This is a genomic window from Cupriavidus sp. F041 (assembly GCF_057814235.1).
In genome coordinates this window covers 2,379,277-2,395,056 of record NZ_JBVASY010000002.1, presented here as the reverse complement: position 1 = coordinate 2,395,056, position 15,780 = coordinate 2,379,277, and the positions used below count along the sequence as shown (strand labels likewise).

General features: G+C 65.6%; 17 protein-coding genes. 11 read left to right on the top strand and 6 right to left on the bottom strand.

Annotated features, from left to right (window positions below; genetic code table 11):
* Positions 1-24: 24 nt before the first annotated feature.
* Both ACZY0R_RS28360 and ACZY0R_RS28355 read left to right on the top strand, forming a co-directional pair.
* Complete coding sequence (locus ACZY0R_RS28360) at positions 25-651, top strand: DUF47 domain-containing protein (protein WP_035872371.1); 627 nt, start codon at positions 25-27, stop codon at positions 649-651.
* A 13-nt stretch (positions 652-664) separates the two neighbouring features.
* A complete protein-coding gene (locus ACZY0R_RS28355; protein ID WP_045239979.1) occupies positions 665-1,675 on the top strand; it encodes an inorganic phosphate transporter in 1,011 nt (336 codons plus the stop codon).
* An 89-nt stretch (positions 1,676-1,764) separates the two neighbouring features.
* On the opposite strand, the gene ACZY0R_RS28350 is transcribed toward ACZY0R_RS28355, so the two are convergent.
* The 5 genes from ACZY0R_RS28350 to ACZY0R_RS28330 all read right to left on the bottom strand — a co-directional run bounded on the left by ACZY0R_RS28350 (position 1,765) and on the right by ACZY0R_RS28330 (position 6,244).
* Positions 1,765-2,424 carry a C40 family peptidase gene (locus ACZY0R_RS28350; protein ID WP_488863077.1) on the bottom strand — a complete coding sequence of 220 codons (660 nt, stop codon included), beginning with the start codon at positions 2,422-2,424 and terminating at the stop codon, positions 1,765-1,767.
* 71 nt (positions 2,425-2,495) lie between these two features.
* On the bottom strand, positions 2,496-2,939 hold the full coding sequence (locus ACZY0R_RS28345) for a hypothetical protein (protein WP_488866233.1): 444 nt from the start codon (positions 2,937-2,939) through the stop codon (positions 2,496-2,498).
* Positions 2,940-3,152: 213 nt separating this feature from the next.
* Positions 3,153-4,877, bottom strand: coding sequence for a PhoH family protein (locus ACZY0R_RS28340; protein ID WP_488863075.1), 1,725 nt, complete (start codon positions 4,875-4,877; stop codon positions 3,153-3,155).
* 381 nt (positions 4,878-5,258) lie between these two features.
* Positions 5,259-5,720, bottom strand: coding sequence for a peroxiredoxin (locus tag ACZY0R_RS28335; RefSeq protein WP_035872353.1), 462 nt, complete (start codon positions 5,718-5,720; stop codon positions 5,259-5,261).
* A gap of 143 nt (positions 5,721-5,863) precedes the next feature.
* Positions 5,864-6,244, bottom strand: a complete 381-nt coding sequence (locus ACZY0R_RS28330) for an Mth938-like domain-containing protein (protein ID WP_488863073.1) — start codon at positions 6,242-6,244, stop codon at positions 5,864-5,866.
* A 315-nt stretch (positions 6,245-6,559) separates the two neighbouring features.
* Between ACZY0R_RS28330 and ACZY0R_RS28325 the strand changes: the two genes are divergently transcribed.
* From ACZY0R_RS28325 to crcB, 7 genes are all read left to right on the top strand, one after another.
* Positions 6,560-7,792, top strand: coding sequence for a pyridoxal phosphate-dependent aminotransferase (locus ACZY0R_RS28325; protein WP_488863071.1), 1,233 nt, complete (start codon positions 6,560-6,562; stop codon positions 7,790-7,792).
* A 64-nt stretch (positions 7,793-7,856) separates the two neighbouring features.
* Positions 7,857-9,167: a homoserine dehydrogenase gene (locus tag ACZY0R_RS28320; RefSeq protein WP_006161584.1), complete on the top strand. Its 1,311-nt coding sequence runs from the start codon at positions 7,857-7,859 to the stop codon at positions 9,165-9,167.
* Positions 9,168-9,175: 8 nt separating this feature from the next.
* Positions 9,176-10,624, top strand: a complete 1,449-nt coding sequence (thrC, locus tag ACZY0R_RS28315) for a threonine synthase (RefSeq protein ID WP_488863069.1) — start codon at positions 9,176-9,178, stop codon at positions 10,622-10,624.
* A 189-nt stretch (positions 10,625-10,813) separates the two neighbouring features.
* Positions 10,814-12,055, top strand: coding sequence for a molybdopterin molybdotransferase MoeA (locus ACZY0R_RS28310; RefSeq protein WP_488863067.1), 1,242 nt, complete (start codon positions 10,814-10,816; stop codon positions 12,053-12,055).
* A gap of 14 nt (positions 12,056-12,069) precedes the next feature.
* Entirely contained in the window at positions 12,070-12,327 is a 258-nt protein-coding gene (moaD, locus tag ACZY0R_RS28305) for a molybdopterin converting factor subunit 1 (protein WP_035872339.1), read from the top strand.
* Position 12,328: 1 nt separating this feature from the next.
* A complete protein-coding gene (gene moaE, locus ACZY0R_RS28300; protein WP_447429513.1) occupies positions 12,329-12,859 on the top strand; it encodes a molybdopterin synthase catalytic subunit MoaE in 531 nt (176 codons plus the stop codon).
* Positions 12,859-13,239 (top strand): fluoride efflux transporter CrcB, encoded by a 381-nt coding sequence (gene crcB, locus ACZY0R_RS28295; protein ID WP_035872335.1) that lies wholly within the window; start codon positions 12,859-12,861, stop codon positions 13,237-13,239. Before moaE ends, crcB begins: the two co-directional genes overlap by 1 nt.
* Positions 13,240-13,249: 10 nt before the next feature.
* Here crcB and ACZY0R_RS28290 read toward each other — a convergent pair whose 3' ends face one another.
* Positions 13,250-14,158: an alpha/beta fold hydrolase gene (locus ACZY0R_RS28290; protein WP_488863064.1), complete on the bottom strand. Its 909-nt coding sequence runs from the start codon at positions 14,156-14,158 to the stop codon at positions 13,250-13,252.
* Positions 14,159-14,391: 233 nt separating this feature from the next.
* On the opposite strand from ACZY0R_RS28290, the gene ACZY0R_RS28285 reads away from it, so the two are divergent.
* Together ACZY0R_RS28285 and ACZY0R_RS28280 are read left to right on the top strand one after the other, a co-directional pair.
* Positions 14,392-14,997 (top strand): TetR/AcrR family transcriptional regulator, encoded by a 606-nt coding sequence (locus tag ACZY0R_RS28285; protein WP_488863062.1) that lies wholly within the window; start codon positions 14,392-14,394, stop codon positions 14,995-14,997.
* Positions 14,994-15,773 carry an enoyl-CoA hydratase/isomerase family protein gene (locus ACZY0R_RS28280; RefSeq protein WP_488863060.1) on the top strand — a complete coding sequence of 260 codons (780 nt, stop codon included), beginning with the start codon at positions 14,994-14,996 and terminating at the stop codon, positions 15,771-15,773. Before ACZY0R_RS28285 ends, ACZY0R_RS28280 begins: the two co-directional genes overlap by 4 nt.
* Positions 15,774-15,780 lie beyond the last annotated feature (7 nt).

The following is a 15,780-nucleotide window of genomic DNA, read 5'->3' as shown; positions in this document are numbered from 1 at the left end:
CCGCGCTTCGACAAGGAACATTCCATGTTCGGCCGATTCATGCCCACCGAGGGCAAGTTCTTCGAATACTTCAACCAGCATGCCGATTGCGCGGTGACCGCCGCCCGCGAGCTGGAGGTGCTGGTCAACGACCTGCCCAATGCCGAGGCGCATGCGCGCCGCGTGCAGGCCACTGAAAAGAAGGCCGACCGCATTACGCACGACACGATCGACCTGCTGCACAAGACCTTCATCACGCCGCTGGACCGCGACGAGATTCACAAGCTCATCACCACCATGGACGATATCCTCGACCTGATGGAAGACGTGGCGGAAACCATCTCGCTGTACGACGTGACCAGCCTGACGGACGAGGCGCGCAAGCTCGCCGCCATCTGCGTGCAGTGCTGCGACCAGGTCAAGATCGCGGTCGGCCTGCTTGAAGACATGAGCAATGCCAGCGCCATCCTGAAGACGGCGCAGCAGATCGACCAGCTCGAGTCCGAGGCCGATCGCGTGATGCGCGCGGCGATGTCCAAGCTGTTCCGCGACGAGACGGACGTCAAGCGCCTGATCAAGCTGAAGGCCATCTACGAGCAACTGGAAACCATCACCGACAAGTGCGAGGACGTTGCCAACATCATCGAAGGCATCGTCCTGGAAAACGCCTGAGGCACACATCGGAATGCAGACCATACAAATGAGCTTGTGGGTGATCGCCCTGCTGGTGGCGCTCGCCTTGCTGTTCGATTTCATGAACGGCTTCCACGATGCCGCCAACTCGATTGCCACGGTGGTGTCGACGGGCGTGCTCAAGCCGCACCATGCGGTGGCCATGGCCGCCATGTGCAACGTGGTGGCTATCTTTATCTTCCACCTCAAGGTGGCGGCCACGGTGGGAACCGGCACGATCGACGTCAATATCGTCGATCACTATGTCATCTTCGGCGCCCTGATGGGTGCCATTGCCTGGAACCTGATCACCTGGTACTACGGCATTCCCTCATCGTCCTCGCACGCGCTGATCGGCGGCTTGGTTGGCGCCGCGGTGGCCAAGAGCGGCACAGGTGCGCTGGTTGGTGGTGGCTTGCTCAAGACCGTGGCCTTTATCGTGATCTCACCGCTGCTGGGTTTCCTGCTCGGTTCGCTGATGATGGTGATCGTGGCCTGGACGTTCTTTCGCACGCCGCCGTCGCGGGTGGACCGCTGGTTCCGCAGGCTGCAGCTGATCTCGGCCTCGCTCTACAGCCTGGGCCACGGAGGCAATGACGCGCAAAAGACCATCGGCATCATCTGGATGTTGCTGATCGCCAGCGGCCACGTGGCGCAGGGCGGCGCGGAGCCGCCGGTCTGGGTCATCGTTTCCTGCTACGTGGCGATCGGCATGGGTACCATGTTCGGTGGCTGGCGCATCGTGCGTACCATGGGCCAGAAGATTACCAAGCTCAAGCCGGTAGGCGGCTTCTGCGCGGAGACCGGTGGTGCGATCACGTTGTTCATCGCTTCGGCGCTGGGCGTGCCGGTGTCGACCACGCACACCATCACGGGCGCCATCGTCGGCGTGGGTTCGGTGCAGAAGATGTCGGCGGTGCGCTGGGGCGTGGCGGGCAACATCGTCTGGGCCTGGGTGCTGACCATTCCGGCTTCTGCCTTCATGGCAGCCATCGCGTGGTGGATTGGCCGGCACGTGCTCTGAACGGTCGGACACCGCTTCGACAAGAATGCAATAAGCCAGGCGCGATGCCTGGCTTTTTTGTTTGTCGCGGTGCGGAAGAGCGTATGCCGTCAGCGATTGGCGAATGCGGCGATGGGGTCGTCGTCCACCGGCGCCGGCGGCGCAACCGATGGCTGAGGCGCCGGTGAGGCAGCCGGCGGAGGCGTAAACCCTGTCGCGACCCGTCGGGCACCGTTGTAGCGGGAGGCCCAATAGGATTTGCTCATGTCCTCAAGGCGCACCGTGCCGCCGGTGGAGGGTGCATGGACAAAGCGGTTCTGCCCGACATAGATGCCGACATGCGAATTGGCGCGGCCCGTGGTACTGAAGAAAACCAGGTCGCCCGATGCCACCTGGCTGCGCTCCAGCGCGACTCCGCGGTCGCCCATGGCTTCGGTGGTGCGCGGCAGGTTGACGTTGGCGGCGCGCAGCACTACATAGCGCACCAGGCCGCTGCAGTCGAAGCCGGAGTCAGGCGTATTGCCGCCGTAGCGATAGGGCGTGCCAACCAGGGACATGGCCTGGATGGAAACTTCTTCGAGCCCGGCGCTGGGGTCGACCATGGGCGGGGCCGATGGCCGAGACTGGGCGCCGGGGCGCGTCGGCGGAGCGGAGGCGCAGGCGGCAAGCAGCAGCGCAGCGGTGCAAAGCACTGGCAGGCGGGCGCTGTCGAAGACGTCGGCCAGCAAAGGCGCGAGTCTTCCGGTATGGGCAATCTGGCGCGGTGGCATCCTTCTCGGTCCGGTCCCGGGTCGGGTGCCGCGCCAGTGGCGGGCAGCCAGCGAAGCTGCCGCCCGTGGGTCTACCAGCGCAACTGTGCGTTGTATGTGCCCGTACTGACGGTTATCGACTTGGCCTGACCCTTATAAGTCGCTTCGATATTGTAGCTGCCTTGCGGGGCCTTTATCAGGCACTTCGGGCCGGACGCCGTGAAGCTGGCCACTTCGTGGCCTTCGCGCGTCATGCGTACGGCCACATCGGCGACGTATTCGCCGCGCTCGCCCTGGGTGAACAGGACGCCCATATTGAAGTTCTTTTGTTGCGCGGCCAGCTGTTGCTGTTCGTCCGCGGCGATGCCGCCGCAAACATAGCTGACCGGGCCCATGGTGCGGATCACCATGTCGTCGGCAGCCCGCGCGGGAGCCGCGAGCCATGAAAATGCGGCAATCGCGATGCCGCCGGCGAGTGCCAGACGCAATGGTCGCAATGGTCGCGATTGCAATGGTCGTGATGGCTGTAGCGGCATGTACTTGCGGGCGCAAGCCGGATGGTGGTGCAGGTGGTTGTCCATCAATGTCTCCATCGATTCAACAAGCCGGAGGGGGCAAAAAAAAGCGCCCGCCAGTCGCCGGCACGCGAGGTGCCGATATGGCGGGCGCTCCGGATGCTTTGATGCTATGCCAAGCCGGCAGACAAAGCTGCCGGACATGGCCCTACATGGGCTTCCGGTCGGTGGCCTTTACAGGACGTCCGCGGCATGATCGGCCAGGCGCGAGCGTTCGCCGCGCGCCAGCGTGACATGGCCACTGTGGCTCCATCCCTTGAACCGGTCGACCACGTAAGTGAGGCCGGACGAGCCTTCGGTCAGGTAAGGCGTGTCGATCTGCGCGATATTGCCCAGGCAGATGATCTTGGTGCCGGGGCCGGCGCGCGTTACGAGCGTCTTCATCTGCTTTGGTGTCAGGTTCTGCGCCTCATCGATGATGACGAACTTGTTGACGAAGGTGCGTCCGCGCATGAAGTTCATGCTCTTGACCTTGATGCGCGAGCGGATCAGTTCCTGGGTGGCGGCGCGGCCCCACTCGCCGGCACTGTCGTCGCTCTTTTGCAGCACTTCCAGGTTGTCGTCGAAGGCGCCCATCCAGGGCTGCATCTTTTCTTCCTCGGTGCCCGGCAGGAAGCCGATGTCCTCGCCAACCGGCACGGTGGCGCGGGTGACGATGATCTCGTTGTACAGCTTCTGGTCGAGCACCTGCTCCAGGCCCGCGGCCAGCGCCAGCAAGGTCTTGCCGGTACCGGCCTGGCCCAGCAGCGTGACGAAGTCGATCTCGGGATGCATCAGCAGGTTGAGCGCGAAGTTCTGCTCGCGGTTGCGCGCGGTCACGCTCCACACATTGTTCTTGTGGTGCGTGTAGTCCTTGAGCGTCTGCAGCAGCGCTGTCCTGCCGTTGATTTCCTTGACCTGTGCGTACAGCGGCAGGCTGCCGTCGCTGGGCTCCATGTAGACGAACTGGTTGACCAGGAAGGAGGGCACCAGCGGGCCCGTCAGGCGATAGAACATCGCGCCGGACTTCGGGTCCTGCCAGCTTTCCACGCCCTTGCCATGCTTGGCCCAGAAGTCGTTGGGCAGCAGCATCACGCCCGAGTAGAGCAGGTCCTTGTCCTCGAGGACCTGGTCGTTGAAGTAATCCTCGGCGGGCAGGCCCAGGGCGCGCGCCTTGATGCGCATGTTGATGTCTTTCGACACCAGCACGACCTGGCGCTCCGGGAATTGCTGCTGCAACGCGCTGACCACGCCCAGGATCTGGTTGTCGGCCTTGCCCTGCGGCAGGCCGTCGGGCAGCTTGATCTCGTTGAGCTTGGTCTGCAGGAACAGCTTGCCTTGCGCGTCGCGGTTGCCCAGCTTGGCCAGCGGCAAGCCCTCGTCGAGCACGCCGTCGGTTCCGCCCACCAGCGCGTCCAGCGTGCGGCTGACGGTGCGCGCATTTCGGGCAACTTCGCTCATGCCCTTCTTGTGGTTGTCCAGCTCCTCGAGCGTCATCATCGGCAGATAGACGTCGTGCTCTTCGAAGCGGAACAGCGAGGACGGGTCGTGCATCAGCACATTGGTGTCCAGCACGAACAGCTTGCTGGGACCAACGTGTTTTTGCGCGCGGCGATTGGTGGTGCTCGGCCCTGGCTTGGCGGGCGCCGAGGGTACGGCGGCCAGCGGCGGTACGGACTTCAGCGAGGACGGAGGCGCATCCTTGGTGCGCGCTCGCGTCGAACCGCTGGCGCGGGCCACCACGGCCGGGGCGCCTTCCGCTTGGCTATTTCCGGTTTCCAGCAAGGCCACACGCTCCAGCGCCGGCACAGGTTTCTTACCCTGCGACGCTGATTTGGCCTTGGTCAGCTTGGTCACCGGGGCGAATTCGCTCGGGTCAAGCAATTGGGCAGGCTTGGCGGGCATGGTCGGCAGCGGCATGCTTGGCTTTCCTTTCAGGGGGAGAAGACGGCTGGAAAACGGCGCAGGACACTGGCGCGGCCGCTTGGCGCCGCGGACTTGCCGATCGTGTCCTGTGCGTGGGGGCAGTACAAACAAAAAAGCCGCCAGACCTGGGGGGCAGGTTTGGCGGCTTTTTTTCGGACCGGAGACACGGCAGGTCCGCTACCGGCCTGTGGCAGGAAGCGCCTGGGCCGGGACGATGAAGCAGCGTGGCATCCGGAATCTGAACTCATTAAAGGCCAATGTATCCGAACGTTTTCTGTTTTGCAATCGCTGGCCGAGACGACTTGCAAGGGTGTTGCTGCGGCGCAGAAACGTGCCGTCCGCCAAGGCCAGGGAATGGCCCGGCAACCGCCCGAATCAGAGCGCGCGGACGATCTGCAGGACTTCGTCGACGTGGTTGGGGACCTTGATGCCGCGCATCGCGTGGCGCAGGATGCCCTTGCCGTCGATGATGAAGGTGCTGCGCTCGATGCCGCGCACTTCCTTGCCATACATTTTCTTCATCTTGATGACATCGAACAGATGGCAGACGGCTTCATCGCCATCGGAGATCAGCTCAAACGGCAGTTCCAGCTTGGCCTTGAAGTTCTCGTGCGACTTCAGGCTGTCGCGCGAGATGCCGAAGACCACGGTGCCGGCCTTGACGAAATCGTCATGCTGGTCGCGGAAGTTCATGGCTTCGGTGGTGCAACCCGGCGTGTTGTCCTTGGGATAGAAATACAGGACGACGGTTTTGCCGCGCTGGTCGGCAAGGCTGAACGTGCCGCCGGTGGCGGGCGCGCTGAAATCGGGTACGGGCTTGCTGAGACTGACTGTCATTCTTATGGCTCCTGGGAGGGGCAGGAAGGGGGCGGCTGCATGAGTGCTGCCACCATGGTGGCGGCAGATGGGGGCGGGCCCGGAAACTTCAAGCGTGGCGCGGGCTTAACTTGCGGCACCGCCCGGCAGGCGGCGCGGCGGGCTCAGACCGGGTCTTCCAGCAGCAGGATGGCCGCCACCTTGCGGCCTTCAGCCATCAGGATATTGTAGGTGCGGCAGGCGGCCTGGAGATCCATCGCATCTACGCCCACATGCAGGCGCGCCAGGGAAGCGGTCAGGCGGGGGTGGGGGAAGCGCAGGCGGTTGCCGGTGCCAAGCAGCACCACCTCGGGCGAGTGCGCCAGCAGGCCTTCGAAATGCGCCGGCTCCAGGTCTTCGAAGCGCTGCACCGGCCAGGGCCGGATCTCGCCCTCGGGCATGACCAGCACGGATTCCGTGTAGCGCACCATATTGATGTCGATATAGCCCGGTCCGTAGGACGTCACCGTATTGAGAGCATTGGGCTGGTCAGCGTGGAGTTTCAAGGGCAAACCTTATCGGGCGCTGCCTTGGGCGGCCGTCCGGCACCCGGCCGGGCCGCGCAAGGCGGGTTGAGAGCATTTTGGGGCAGGTCGGGAGGGGGTTGCCGTCGCGGGGGCCGGGTGACGGCGCCGTACGCTGCAATGCAAGAATCCCTGCCGAAGTCTGTCATAATCCGATAAATTATAGCTTTTGCCTTCCTGCCTGCCACGTTTTGCGTTGCATCGCAGCGGATGCGCACAACGGGCCGCTCCTTTCCCACCCAGATTCCCTAGATAGCTGCCGCCAGCCGGCGGCGCTTGCCTCCTGCCGACATCGCCGTGAAACCGATCCAGAAATCCAATAAGCTCAACAATGTTTGCTATGACATCCGCGGCCCGGTGCTGGAGAAGGCCAAGCAGATGGAAGAGGAAGGCCACAAGATCATCAAGCTGAACATCGGCAACCTGGCCGTGTTCGGCTTCGACGCGCCGGAAGAGATCCAGCAGGACATGATGCGCAACCTGCCCAACTCGGCAGCCTACTCGGATTCCAAGGGCATCTTCGCCGCGCGCAAGGCGATCATGCACTACACGCAGCAGAAGAACATCGAGGGCGTTGGCCTGGACGACATCTACGTCGGCAACGGCGCCTCGGAACTGATCGTGATGTCGATGAACGCGCTGCTCAACAGCGGCGACGAAGTGCTGGTGCCGGCGCCGGACTACCCGCTGTGGACGGCCGCCGTGAGCCTTTCGGGGGGCACCCCGGTGCACTATGTGTGCGACGAGGCCAACGAATGGATGCCCGATCTCGACGATATCCGGGCCAAGATCACGCCGAATACCAAGGCGATCGTCGTCATCAACCCCAACAACCCCACCGGCGCGCTGTACTCGGACGAACTGCTCAAGAGCATCGTGACGATCGCGCGCGAGCACGGGCTGATCATCTTCGCGGACGAGATCTACGACAAGGTGCTGTACGACGGCCATACCCACACCTCGATCGCCTCGCTGTCGACCGATGTGCTGACTGTCACGTTCAACGGCCTGTCGAAGAACTACCGCTCGTGCGGCTACCGGTCCGGCTGGATGGTGGTGTCGGGCGACAAGCGGCCCGCGCTGGACTATATCGAGGGGCTGAACATGCTGTCCTCGATGCGCCTGTGCGCCAATGTGCCCGGCCAGTGGGCCATCCAAACCGCGCTGGGCGGCTACCAGAGCATCAACGACCTGGTGAACGAAGGCGGGCGCCTGCGCCGCCAGCGCGATATTGCCCATGAACTGATCACGCAGATCCCCGGCGTCACCTGCGTCAAGCCCAAGGCCGCGCTTTACCTGTTCCCCAAGCTCGACCTGTCGATGTACCCGATCCAGGACGACCAGGAGTTCATCTATGAACTGCTGCAGGAGTCCAAGGTACTGCTGGTGCAGGGTACGGGCTTCAACTGGGGCAAGCCCGACCATTTCCGTATCGTGTTCCTGCCGCACGAGGAAGACCTGCGCGAGGCCATCGGCCGCGTCGGCCGTTTCCTCGAGGCATACCGCAAACGCCACGGCCACGCGGTCTGAACGGCCCCGAACCGGTCCGTTTGCGGCGTCATCCATTTTTCAGCAACTCAGAGTCAGATCGTCCATGAATCCCATCAAAGTAGGCCTGCTTGGCATCGGTACCGTCGGTAGCGGCACGTTCAATGTGCTGCAACGTAACCAGGAAGAAATCCGCCGCCGCGCCGGGCGCGGCATCGAGATTGCCATGGTGGCCGACCTCAACACCGAGCGCGCCCGCGAGCTGACCGGTGGGCAGGTCGAGGTGGTGGCCGACGCCAACGAAGTCGTCACCCGTCCCGAGATCGACATCGTGATCGAGCTGATCGGCGGCTACGGCATTGCCCGCGAGCTGGTGCTCAAAGCTATCGAGAACGGCAAGCACGTGGTCACCGCCAACAAGGCGCTGTTGGCCGTGCATGGCAACGAGATCTTCGAGGCCGCGCGCAAGAAGGGCGTGATCGTCGCCTTCGAAGCCGCGGTGGCCGGCGGCATCCCCATCATCAAGGCGCTGCGCGAAGGCCTGACCGCCAACCGCATCGAGTGGATCGCCGGCATCATCAACGGCACCACCAACTTCATCCTGTCGGAGATGCGCGACAAGGGCCTGGACTTCGACACCGTGCTCAAGCAGGCCCAGGCGCTGGGCTATGCCGAGGCCGATCCTACCTTCGACATCGAAGGCATCGACGCGGCCCACAAGATCACCCTGATGAGCTCGATCGCCTTCGGCATGCCGGTGCAGTTCGACAAGGCCTATGTGGAGGGCATCACCAAGCTGTCGGCCGTGGATATCCGCTACGCCGAAGAGCTGGGCTACCGCATCAAGCTGCTGGGCCTGACGCGCCGCCGCGAGAACGGCATCGAGTTGCGCGTGCATCCGACGCTGGTACCGGCCAAGCGCCTGATCGCCAATGTGGAAGGCGCCATGAACGCCGTGCTGGTGCAGGGCGACGCCGTGGGCGCCACGCTGTACTACGGCAAGGGTGCCGGCGCCGAGCCGACCGCTTCGGCCGTGATCGCCGACCTGGTCGACGTGACCCGCCTGCACACCGCCGATCCCGAGCACCGCGTGCCGCACCTGGCGTTCCAGCCGGATGAGCTGTCCAGCGTGCCGGTGCTGCCGATCGAGGAAGTCACCAGCTCGTACTACCTGCGCATGCGCGTGGCGGACGAGACCGGCGTGCTGGCCGACATCACCCGCATCCTGGCCGACGCCGGCATCTCCATCGATGCCATGCTGCAGAAGGAATCGCGTGAAGGCGAGCCGCAGACCGACATCATCATGCTGTCGCACCTCACCCTCGAGAAGCAGGTCAACGCCGCCATCGCCAAGATCGAAGCGCTGCCGACCGTGCTGTCGGCCGTCACGCGCCTGCGCATGGAAGAACTGAACTGAACGCACCGATGAAATACCAGTCGACGCGCGGCCATGAGATGCCGCAAACCTTCTCCGAGATCCTGCTGGGCGGCCTGGCGCCGGACGGCGGCCTGTACCTGCCGCAGGAGTATCCGCAGGTCACGGCCGACGAGCTGGAGGCCTGGCGCAAGCTGTCGTACGCCGATCTCGCCTTTGAAGTGCTGTCCCGCTTCTGCGACGACATCCCGGCCGAGGACCTGCGCGCGCTGACGCGCAAGACCTACACCGCCGAGGTGTACTGCAACGCCCGTCCCGGCGACAACACCGCGGATATCACGCCGCTGCGCACGCTGGGCGAAGAGGGCGGCGCGCCGCTGCAGTTGCTGGGACTGTCCAACGGTCCCACGCTGGCCTTCAAGGACATGGCCATGCAGCTGCTCGGCAACCTGTTCGAGTACGCGCTGGCGCGCGCCGGGCAGGAGCTGAACATCCTCGGCGCCACCTCCGGCGACACCGGCAGCGCGGCGGAATACGCCATGCGCGGCAAGCGCGGCATCCGCGTGTTCATGCTCAGCCCGCACCGCAAGATGAGCGCATTCCAGACCGCGCAGATGTTCAGCCTGCAGGACCCGAACATCTTCAACCTGGCGGTCGAAGGCGTGTTCGATGACTGCCAGGACATCGTCAAGGCGGTCTCCAACGATCTCGACTACAAGGCCCGCCAGAAGATCGGCACGGTCAACTCGATCAACTGGGCGCGCGTGGTGGCCCAGGTGGTGTACTACTTCAAGGGCTGGCTGCTGGCTACCGACGGCCCCGGCCAGAAGGTGTCGTTCTGCGTGCCGTCCGGCAATTTCGGCAACGTCTGCGCCGGCCATATCGCGCGCATGATGGGCCTGCCGATCGACAAGCTGGTGGTCGCCACCAACGAGAACGACGTGCTCGACGAGTTCTTCCGCACGGGCACCTACCGCGTGCGCAAGTCGGCCGAAACGTATCACACCTCCAGCCCGAGCATGGACATCTCGAAGGCTTCGAACTTCGAGCGCTTCGTGTTCGACCTGCTGGGCCGCGACGCCGGCAAGCTGGCGACGATGTTCCGCGACGACATCGACACCAAGGGCGGCTTCGACCTGTCCGGCACGCCGGAATTCGAGCGCATCCGCGCCTTCGGCTTTGTCTCGGGCCGCAGCACGCACGAGGACCGCGTTGCCACCATCCGCGACCTGTCCGGGCGCTACGGCATCACCATCGACACCCATACCGCCGACGGCATCAAGGTCGCGCGCGAGCATCTCACGCCCGGCGTGCCGATGCTGGTGCTGGAAACCGCGTTGCCGGCCAAGTTCGCCGACACCATCCGCGAGGCGCTTGGCCACGAGCCGGAGCGTCCGGCCAGCTTCGAAGGCATCGAAAACCTGCCGCAGCGCTTCGAGGTGATGCCGGCCGAGGTGGACCGGATCAAGGCTTATATCGCCGGCCACACGGGCCTGTAGGCGCCAGCCCCCGCGGGCGGCGTTCCTGCCGCCTGCGCGCCAACTCGCTACAATCAGACTTGCCGAGCGGAATCGCACGGCCCTCGCATTGCTCCGGATGTATCGGCGGCGGTACGCGGGCCGTTTCCCATGGAGGATGGATGGCCATGGGTTTGCTGTCTCACGCTGACTTACCTACCTGTTCCCGTCATGACACAAGCTGCCGCGCCCGCCCGTCCCCCCATGCTGACCATGGCCCAGGCTCTCGAAGCCTTGCTGGCCGGCGCCAGCCCGCTCGCCGAAGCCGAGCGCATCGCCACGCTGGACGCCAACGGGCGCGTGCTGGCCACGCCGGTATCGAGCACGCTGGACGTGCCGCCGGCCGACAATACTTCGATGGACGGCTACGCCGTGCGAAGTGCCGACGTGGCCGCGCCGGGCGCGCGGCTGCGCGTGGCCCAGCGCATTCCCGCCGGCCATGTCGGCACGGCGCTGGCGGCCGGCACGGCTGCCCGCATCTTCACCGGCGGCCTGATCCCGCCGGGAGCGGACGCGGTGGTGATGCAGGAACAGTGTGTGGCGGAAGGCGACGATGTGATCGTCAATCACGCGCCGCAACCGGGCGAGTGGATCCGCCGGGCCGGCGAGGACATCCGCGCCGGCAGCGTGATCCTGCCAGCCGGCACGCGGCTGACGCCGCAGGCGCTGGGGCTGGCCGCCTCGGTGGGGCAGGCGGCGCTGGACGTTGTGCGGCGCGTCAAGGTGGCGGTGTTCTTCACTGGCGACGAACTGGCCATGCCGGGCGAGCCCCTCAAGCCGGGTGCCATCTACAACTCCAACCGCTTCACGCTGCGCGGACTGCTGGAAAACCTGGGATGCGAGGTCAGCGATTTCGGCATCGTGCCCGACACCCTGGCCGCCACGCGCGACACCCTGCGCCGGGCCGCCGAGGGGCATGACCTGATCATCACCTCCGGCGGCGTCTCCGTGGGCGAGGAAGACCACATCAAGCCGGCCGTGGAGGCGGAAGGGCGGCTCAACCTGTGGCAGATCGCCATCAAGCCGGGCAAGCCGCTGGCCTTCGGCGAGGTAGCGCGCGGCGCTCAGGCGCCGGCCTATTTCCTGGGGCTGCCGGGAAATCCGGTCTCCAGCTTCGCGACGTTCCTGCTGTTCGTGCGGCCCTTTATCCTGCGGCTGCAGGGCGTGCAGAACGTGTTGCCGCGCCGGCTGCCGCTGCGCGCCGATTTCGACCTGCCCAAGGGCGACCGCCGCAATGAATTCCTGCGCGTGCGCGTCAACCAGGCTGGCGGGCTCGACCTGTTTCCCAACCAGAGTTCGGGGGTGCTGACCTCCACCGTGTGGGGCGACGGCCTGGTCGACAATCCGCCCAACCAGGCGATCGCGCGGGGCGACACCGTGCAGTACATCGCTTTCGACGGCCTGCTGGCATGAGGAGCGAGACCGCCATGCATATCGAGTTGCGTTTTTTTGCCAGCGTGCGCGAGCAGCTGGGCCTGGGACAGGAACGGGTCGAGGTGCCCCCGGCGGTGGCCACCGTTGCGGACCTGCGGCGGTGGCTGGGCGCCCGCGGCGGCGCGTGGGCTGAGGTGCTGGCTGAAGGCAGGGCCTTGCGCATGGCCGTGGACCATGAGGTGGCGAGCGCGGACAGCATGCTGGCCGACGGCTGCGAAGTGGCGTTTTTCCCGCCGGTGACCGGAGGCTGACATGAGCGTCAGAGTGCAGCGCGAGGATTTCGACCTGGGTGCGGAGGTGGCGGCACTGCGCCACGGCCAGCCGGGCGTGGGCGCGGTGGCCAGTTTCGTCGGCACCGTGCGCGACATGAACGACGGCAGCGCGGTCAGCGCGATGGAGCTGGAGCACTATCCCGGCATGACCGAAAAGGCGTTGGCGCGGATCGAAGCCGTTGCGCGTGAGCGCTGGGAACTGCTCGGCGTCACCATCGTGCATCGGGTCGGACCCCTGCTGCCGCTGGACCAGATCGTGCTGGTGGCGGTGGCCTCCGCGCATCGCGGCAATGCGTTTGCCGCCTGCGAGTTCATCATGGATTACCTCAAGTCCGAAGCGCCGTTCTGGAAAAAGGAACAGACGCCGGAAGGCGCGCGCTGGGTCGATGCGCGGGTGACCGATGAGTCCGCGCTGGCGCGCTGGGGCATCCGCTCCCTGAATGCCAGCGGCGAGGCGCCGGAAGGCAGCGCCACCCCGGTGCGGGCGGAAGACACGGGCATCAAGCACTGATGGGCGGGCTCGGTTTTGTTGCGGTCGGGGTCGGTGCCGCGATGGGGGCCTGGTTGCGCTGGGTGTTCTCGGTCCTGTGGAATGCGGCCAACCCGGCGCTGCCCTATGGCACGCTGACGGCCAACCTGGTGGGCGGTTACCTTATCGGCCTGGCGGCAGGATTCTTCGGCGCGCACGCGGATCTGTCGCCCGAATGGCGCCTTCTGGCCGTGACCGGCTTCCTGGGCGGCCTGACCACCTTTTCCACCTTCTCCAGCGAGGTTGTCGCCAACCTGATGGCAGGCGACTATGGCTGGGCGGCAGTGCACCTGGCGGCGCATCTTGGTGGCTCGCTGCTGCTGACCGCGCTGGGCCTGTGGACCTACCGGCTGCTGGCCTGAGGGCAGCGGCTCATGGCGCCGGTGCAGCGGACAAGCCAGGCCAGTCAAGCATCGCGAGCAAGGCCGTGTTGAAGGCCGCCGGCCGCTCCATATGCGGAGCATGGCCGGTGCCGTCGACGGTGGCAAGGCGCGCGGCCGGTTGCAGTGCCAGTGTGGCCTGGCCCACGGCCGGCGCATAGAGTCGGCTGTGCTGCCCGACCAGGTGGAATAAGGGAAGGCGAGCCTGGCGCAACGCGGGGCGATAGTCCTGGCGCGCCATGTCCTCCCACAGCGCGGCAAGCGCGTCCGGCGCGCACTGCCGCATGATGCCGGTGATGCGGCCTGATTGCTCCGCATCGGGTTCGCTGCCGGCGGACCACAGTCCGGTGCGTACCGAATCGATCAGGCTGGGCCAGTCCTTGCGAACGTGCATGGCCATTCTTGCGGCCTGGACCCTGTCGTAGCATCCGTGCAGGCCGTGCGGCCATTCCGCGTCGCCGACCAGGCGCGGCGTCATGTCGATGGCGCCGATGGCGGCCAGCGGCAGCGCGGGATGGCCGCGCATCAGTTCCCAGGCCACCATCGCCCCCATCGACCATCCGACCACCACGACGTCTCGCAGTCCCAGGTGCCCGATCAGCGCTGCCGCATCCGCGGCCAGTCGCGCAATGCTGGCTTGTCCCGCATGCGGCAGCGCAGCAGACAAGCCGTGTCCGGCGTGGTCGGGGGCAATTACGCGATAGCCGAGTCGTGCCAGCGCGCGCTGGCCGTCGAAGGCTTCGCCGGATAGCGACCACCCGTGCAGGAGCAGCAACGCTTGCCCGCTGCCCGTCTCGCGCCAGCCTGGCCGGGCCGCGCTGGCGGCGTGGACGGCGAAGGCCGGAGCCAGGCCGGCTGGCTCAGCTTGCGTGGCATGGGGCGCCGTGTGAGAAGCATCCAATGGCGATGGTTCCAGTCGATGTGTTGGCTTGCCAGGCGGCGTGCCCATGTTCCCCGGATGGGTGGGCAGGGCTCCGGGTAAGCGATGTATTGACATTCGGATCGCTAACTTTATATCATGAAACATGAATCAGTTATCATGTTTTGAGGTTGGCCGGAGGGTGCGGTTACCGTGGTGCAAAACCGCAATGTAGCTGCCGAGATTCCGGCCTGACCAGCCACTGCGGAGCCCCGATGTCCCTCACCGAATCCGGCGTAAGCCAGCCCAAGACCGCGCGCGGCCAGAAGACCCGCGAAGCGCTGCTGCGCGCCGCCGAAAAAGTATTCGGCGAGAAGGGCTACTACGTGGCTTCGATCTCCGAGATTACGCAGGAAGCCGAGGTGGCGATGGGCACCTTCTACCTCTACTTCAAGGACAAGGAAGACATCTTCCGCGCGCTGGTACAGCACATGCTGGAACTGGTGCGCGCCCACCTGCGCAAGCACGTGGGGTCGGCGCAAACGCAGATCGAGGCCGAGCGGCTCGGGCTCAAGGCTTTCCTTTCCTTCGTGTCGCGCCACAAGAACCTGTACCGCATCGTGCTCGATTCCTACTCGGTCGACGAGACCATCTACAGCAGTTATTTCCAGGTCTTCGCCGACGTCTACAGCCGGCGCCTGGGCAAGGCCGAGGAGCAGGGCGAGATTTCGCCGGGCGATGCCGAAGTGCGGGCGTGGTGCCTGATCGGCATCAGCAATTTCCTCGGCATGCGCTACGCGCTGTGGAAGCGGCCAGCGTCGATGGACAAGGTGGTGGATACCGCCTTCGACATGATCTCTCACGGGTTGGCCGCACGATGAGTGCGCTGGTACTGGTCGAGCGTAGCGGCAGCACGGCAGTGCTGCGGCTCAACCGCGCCGAGCGGCACAACAGCCTGGTGCCAGGGTTGCTGGAGGACTTGCTGGCGGCGCTCGAGCGCGTGGAGGCCGATCCGGTAGTTCGCGCCGTGGTGCTCGGCCATGCCGGCCGGTCGTTTTCCACGGGCGGCGACGTGGGTGCCTTTGCCGCTTTCCCGCCGCAAAGCGCTGAACTGGAACAGTATGCGCAGCGGCTGCTGGGCCTGCTGAACGCCGCCATCCTGCGCCTGGCGGCGCTGCGTTGGCCGGTGATCGCCGCGGTGGAGGGCTGGCTGACCGGCGGCGCGCTGGGTCTGGCGCTCGCCTGCGATATGACGGTGCTGGGCGAGGGCGCGCGCATTGCGCCGTACTACACGGTGGTGGGCTTCAGCCCGGACGGTGGCTGGACCGCCATGCTGCCCCAGATGATTGGCGCCACACGGGCGCGCGCGATCCAGCTTGAGAACACGACGTTGACCGCGGGGCAAGCCGCCTCGCTGGGCATGGTCACGCATCTCGCGCCTTCCGGCGAAGCCGAGGCCATGGCGCTGTCGCTGGCGGCCGGACTGAAGGACAAGGTAGCCGGCAGCGTGGCGAGTACGCGCGCGCTGCTGCGCTGGGACCCCGAGGTCCTGGCGCACGGCCTCGAGCGAGAGCGCGCGGCGTTTGTGGCGCAGGTGATGCGCGCCGAGGCCGCCGCCGGCATGCGCCGCTTCCTGGGCGGCGCGGATGCGGGCTGAAGGAGCG

Coding starts and splice junctions, on each gene's coding strand:
- ACZY0R_RS28345 (WP_488866233.1), bottom strand. CDS start 2,939: ATGCCGCTACAGCCATCACGACCATTGCAATCGCGACCATTGCGACCA.
- ACZY0R_RS28280 (WP_488863060.1), top strand. CDS start 14,994: ATGAGTGCGCTGGTACTGGTCGAGCGTAGCGGCAGCACGGCAGTGCTG.
- moaD (WP_035872339.1), top strand. CDS start 12,070: ATGCATATCGAGTTGCGTTTTTTTGCCAGCGTGCGCGAGCAGCTGGGC.
- ACZY0R_RS28350 (WP_488863077.1), bottom strand. CDS start 2,424: ATGCCACCGCGCCAGATTGCCCATACCGGAAGACTCGCGCCTTTGCTG.
- moaE (WP_447429513.1), top strand. CDS start 12,329: ATGAGCGTCAGAGTGCAGCGCGAGGATTTCGACCTGGGTGCGGAGGTG.
- ACZY0R_RS28285 (WP_488863062.1), top strand. CDS start 14,392: ATGTCCCTCACCGAATCCGGCGTAAGCCAGCCCAAGACCGCGCGCGGC.
- ACZY0R_RS28320 (WP_006161584.1), top strand. CDS start 7,857: ATGAATCCCATCAAAGTAGGCCTGCTTGGCATCGGTACCGTCGGTAGC.
- crcB (WP_035872335.1), top strand. CDS start 12,859: ATGGGCGGGCTCGGTTTTGTTGCGGTCGGGGTCGGTGCCGCGATGGGG.
- ACZY0R_RS28340 (WP_488863075.1), bottom strand. CDS start 4,877: ATGCCGCTGCCGACCATGCCCGCCAAGCCTGCCCAATTGCTTGACCCG.
- ACZY0R_RS28355 (WP_045239979.1), top strand. CDS start 665: ATGCAGACCATACAAATGAGCTTGTGGGTGATCGCCCTGCTGGTGGCG.
- thrC (WP_488863069.1), top strand. CDS start 9,176: ATGAAATACCAGTCGACGCGCGGCCATGAGATGCCGCAAACCTTCTCC.
- ACZY0R_RS28360 (WP_035872371.1), top strand. CDS start 25: ATGTTCGGCCGATTCATGCCCACCGAGGGCAAGTTCTTCGAATACTTC.
- ACZY0R_RS28335 (WP_035872353.1), bottom strand. CDS start 5,720: ATGACAGTCAGTCTCAGCAAGCCCGTACCCGATTTCAGCGCGCCCGCC.
- ACZY0R_RS28310 (WP_488863067.1), top strand. CDS start 10,814: ATGACACAAGCTGCCGCGCCCGCCCGTCCCCCCATGCTGACCATGGCC.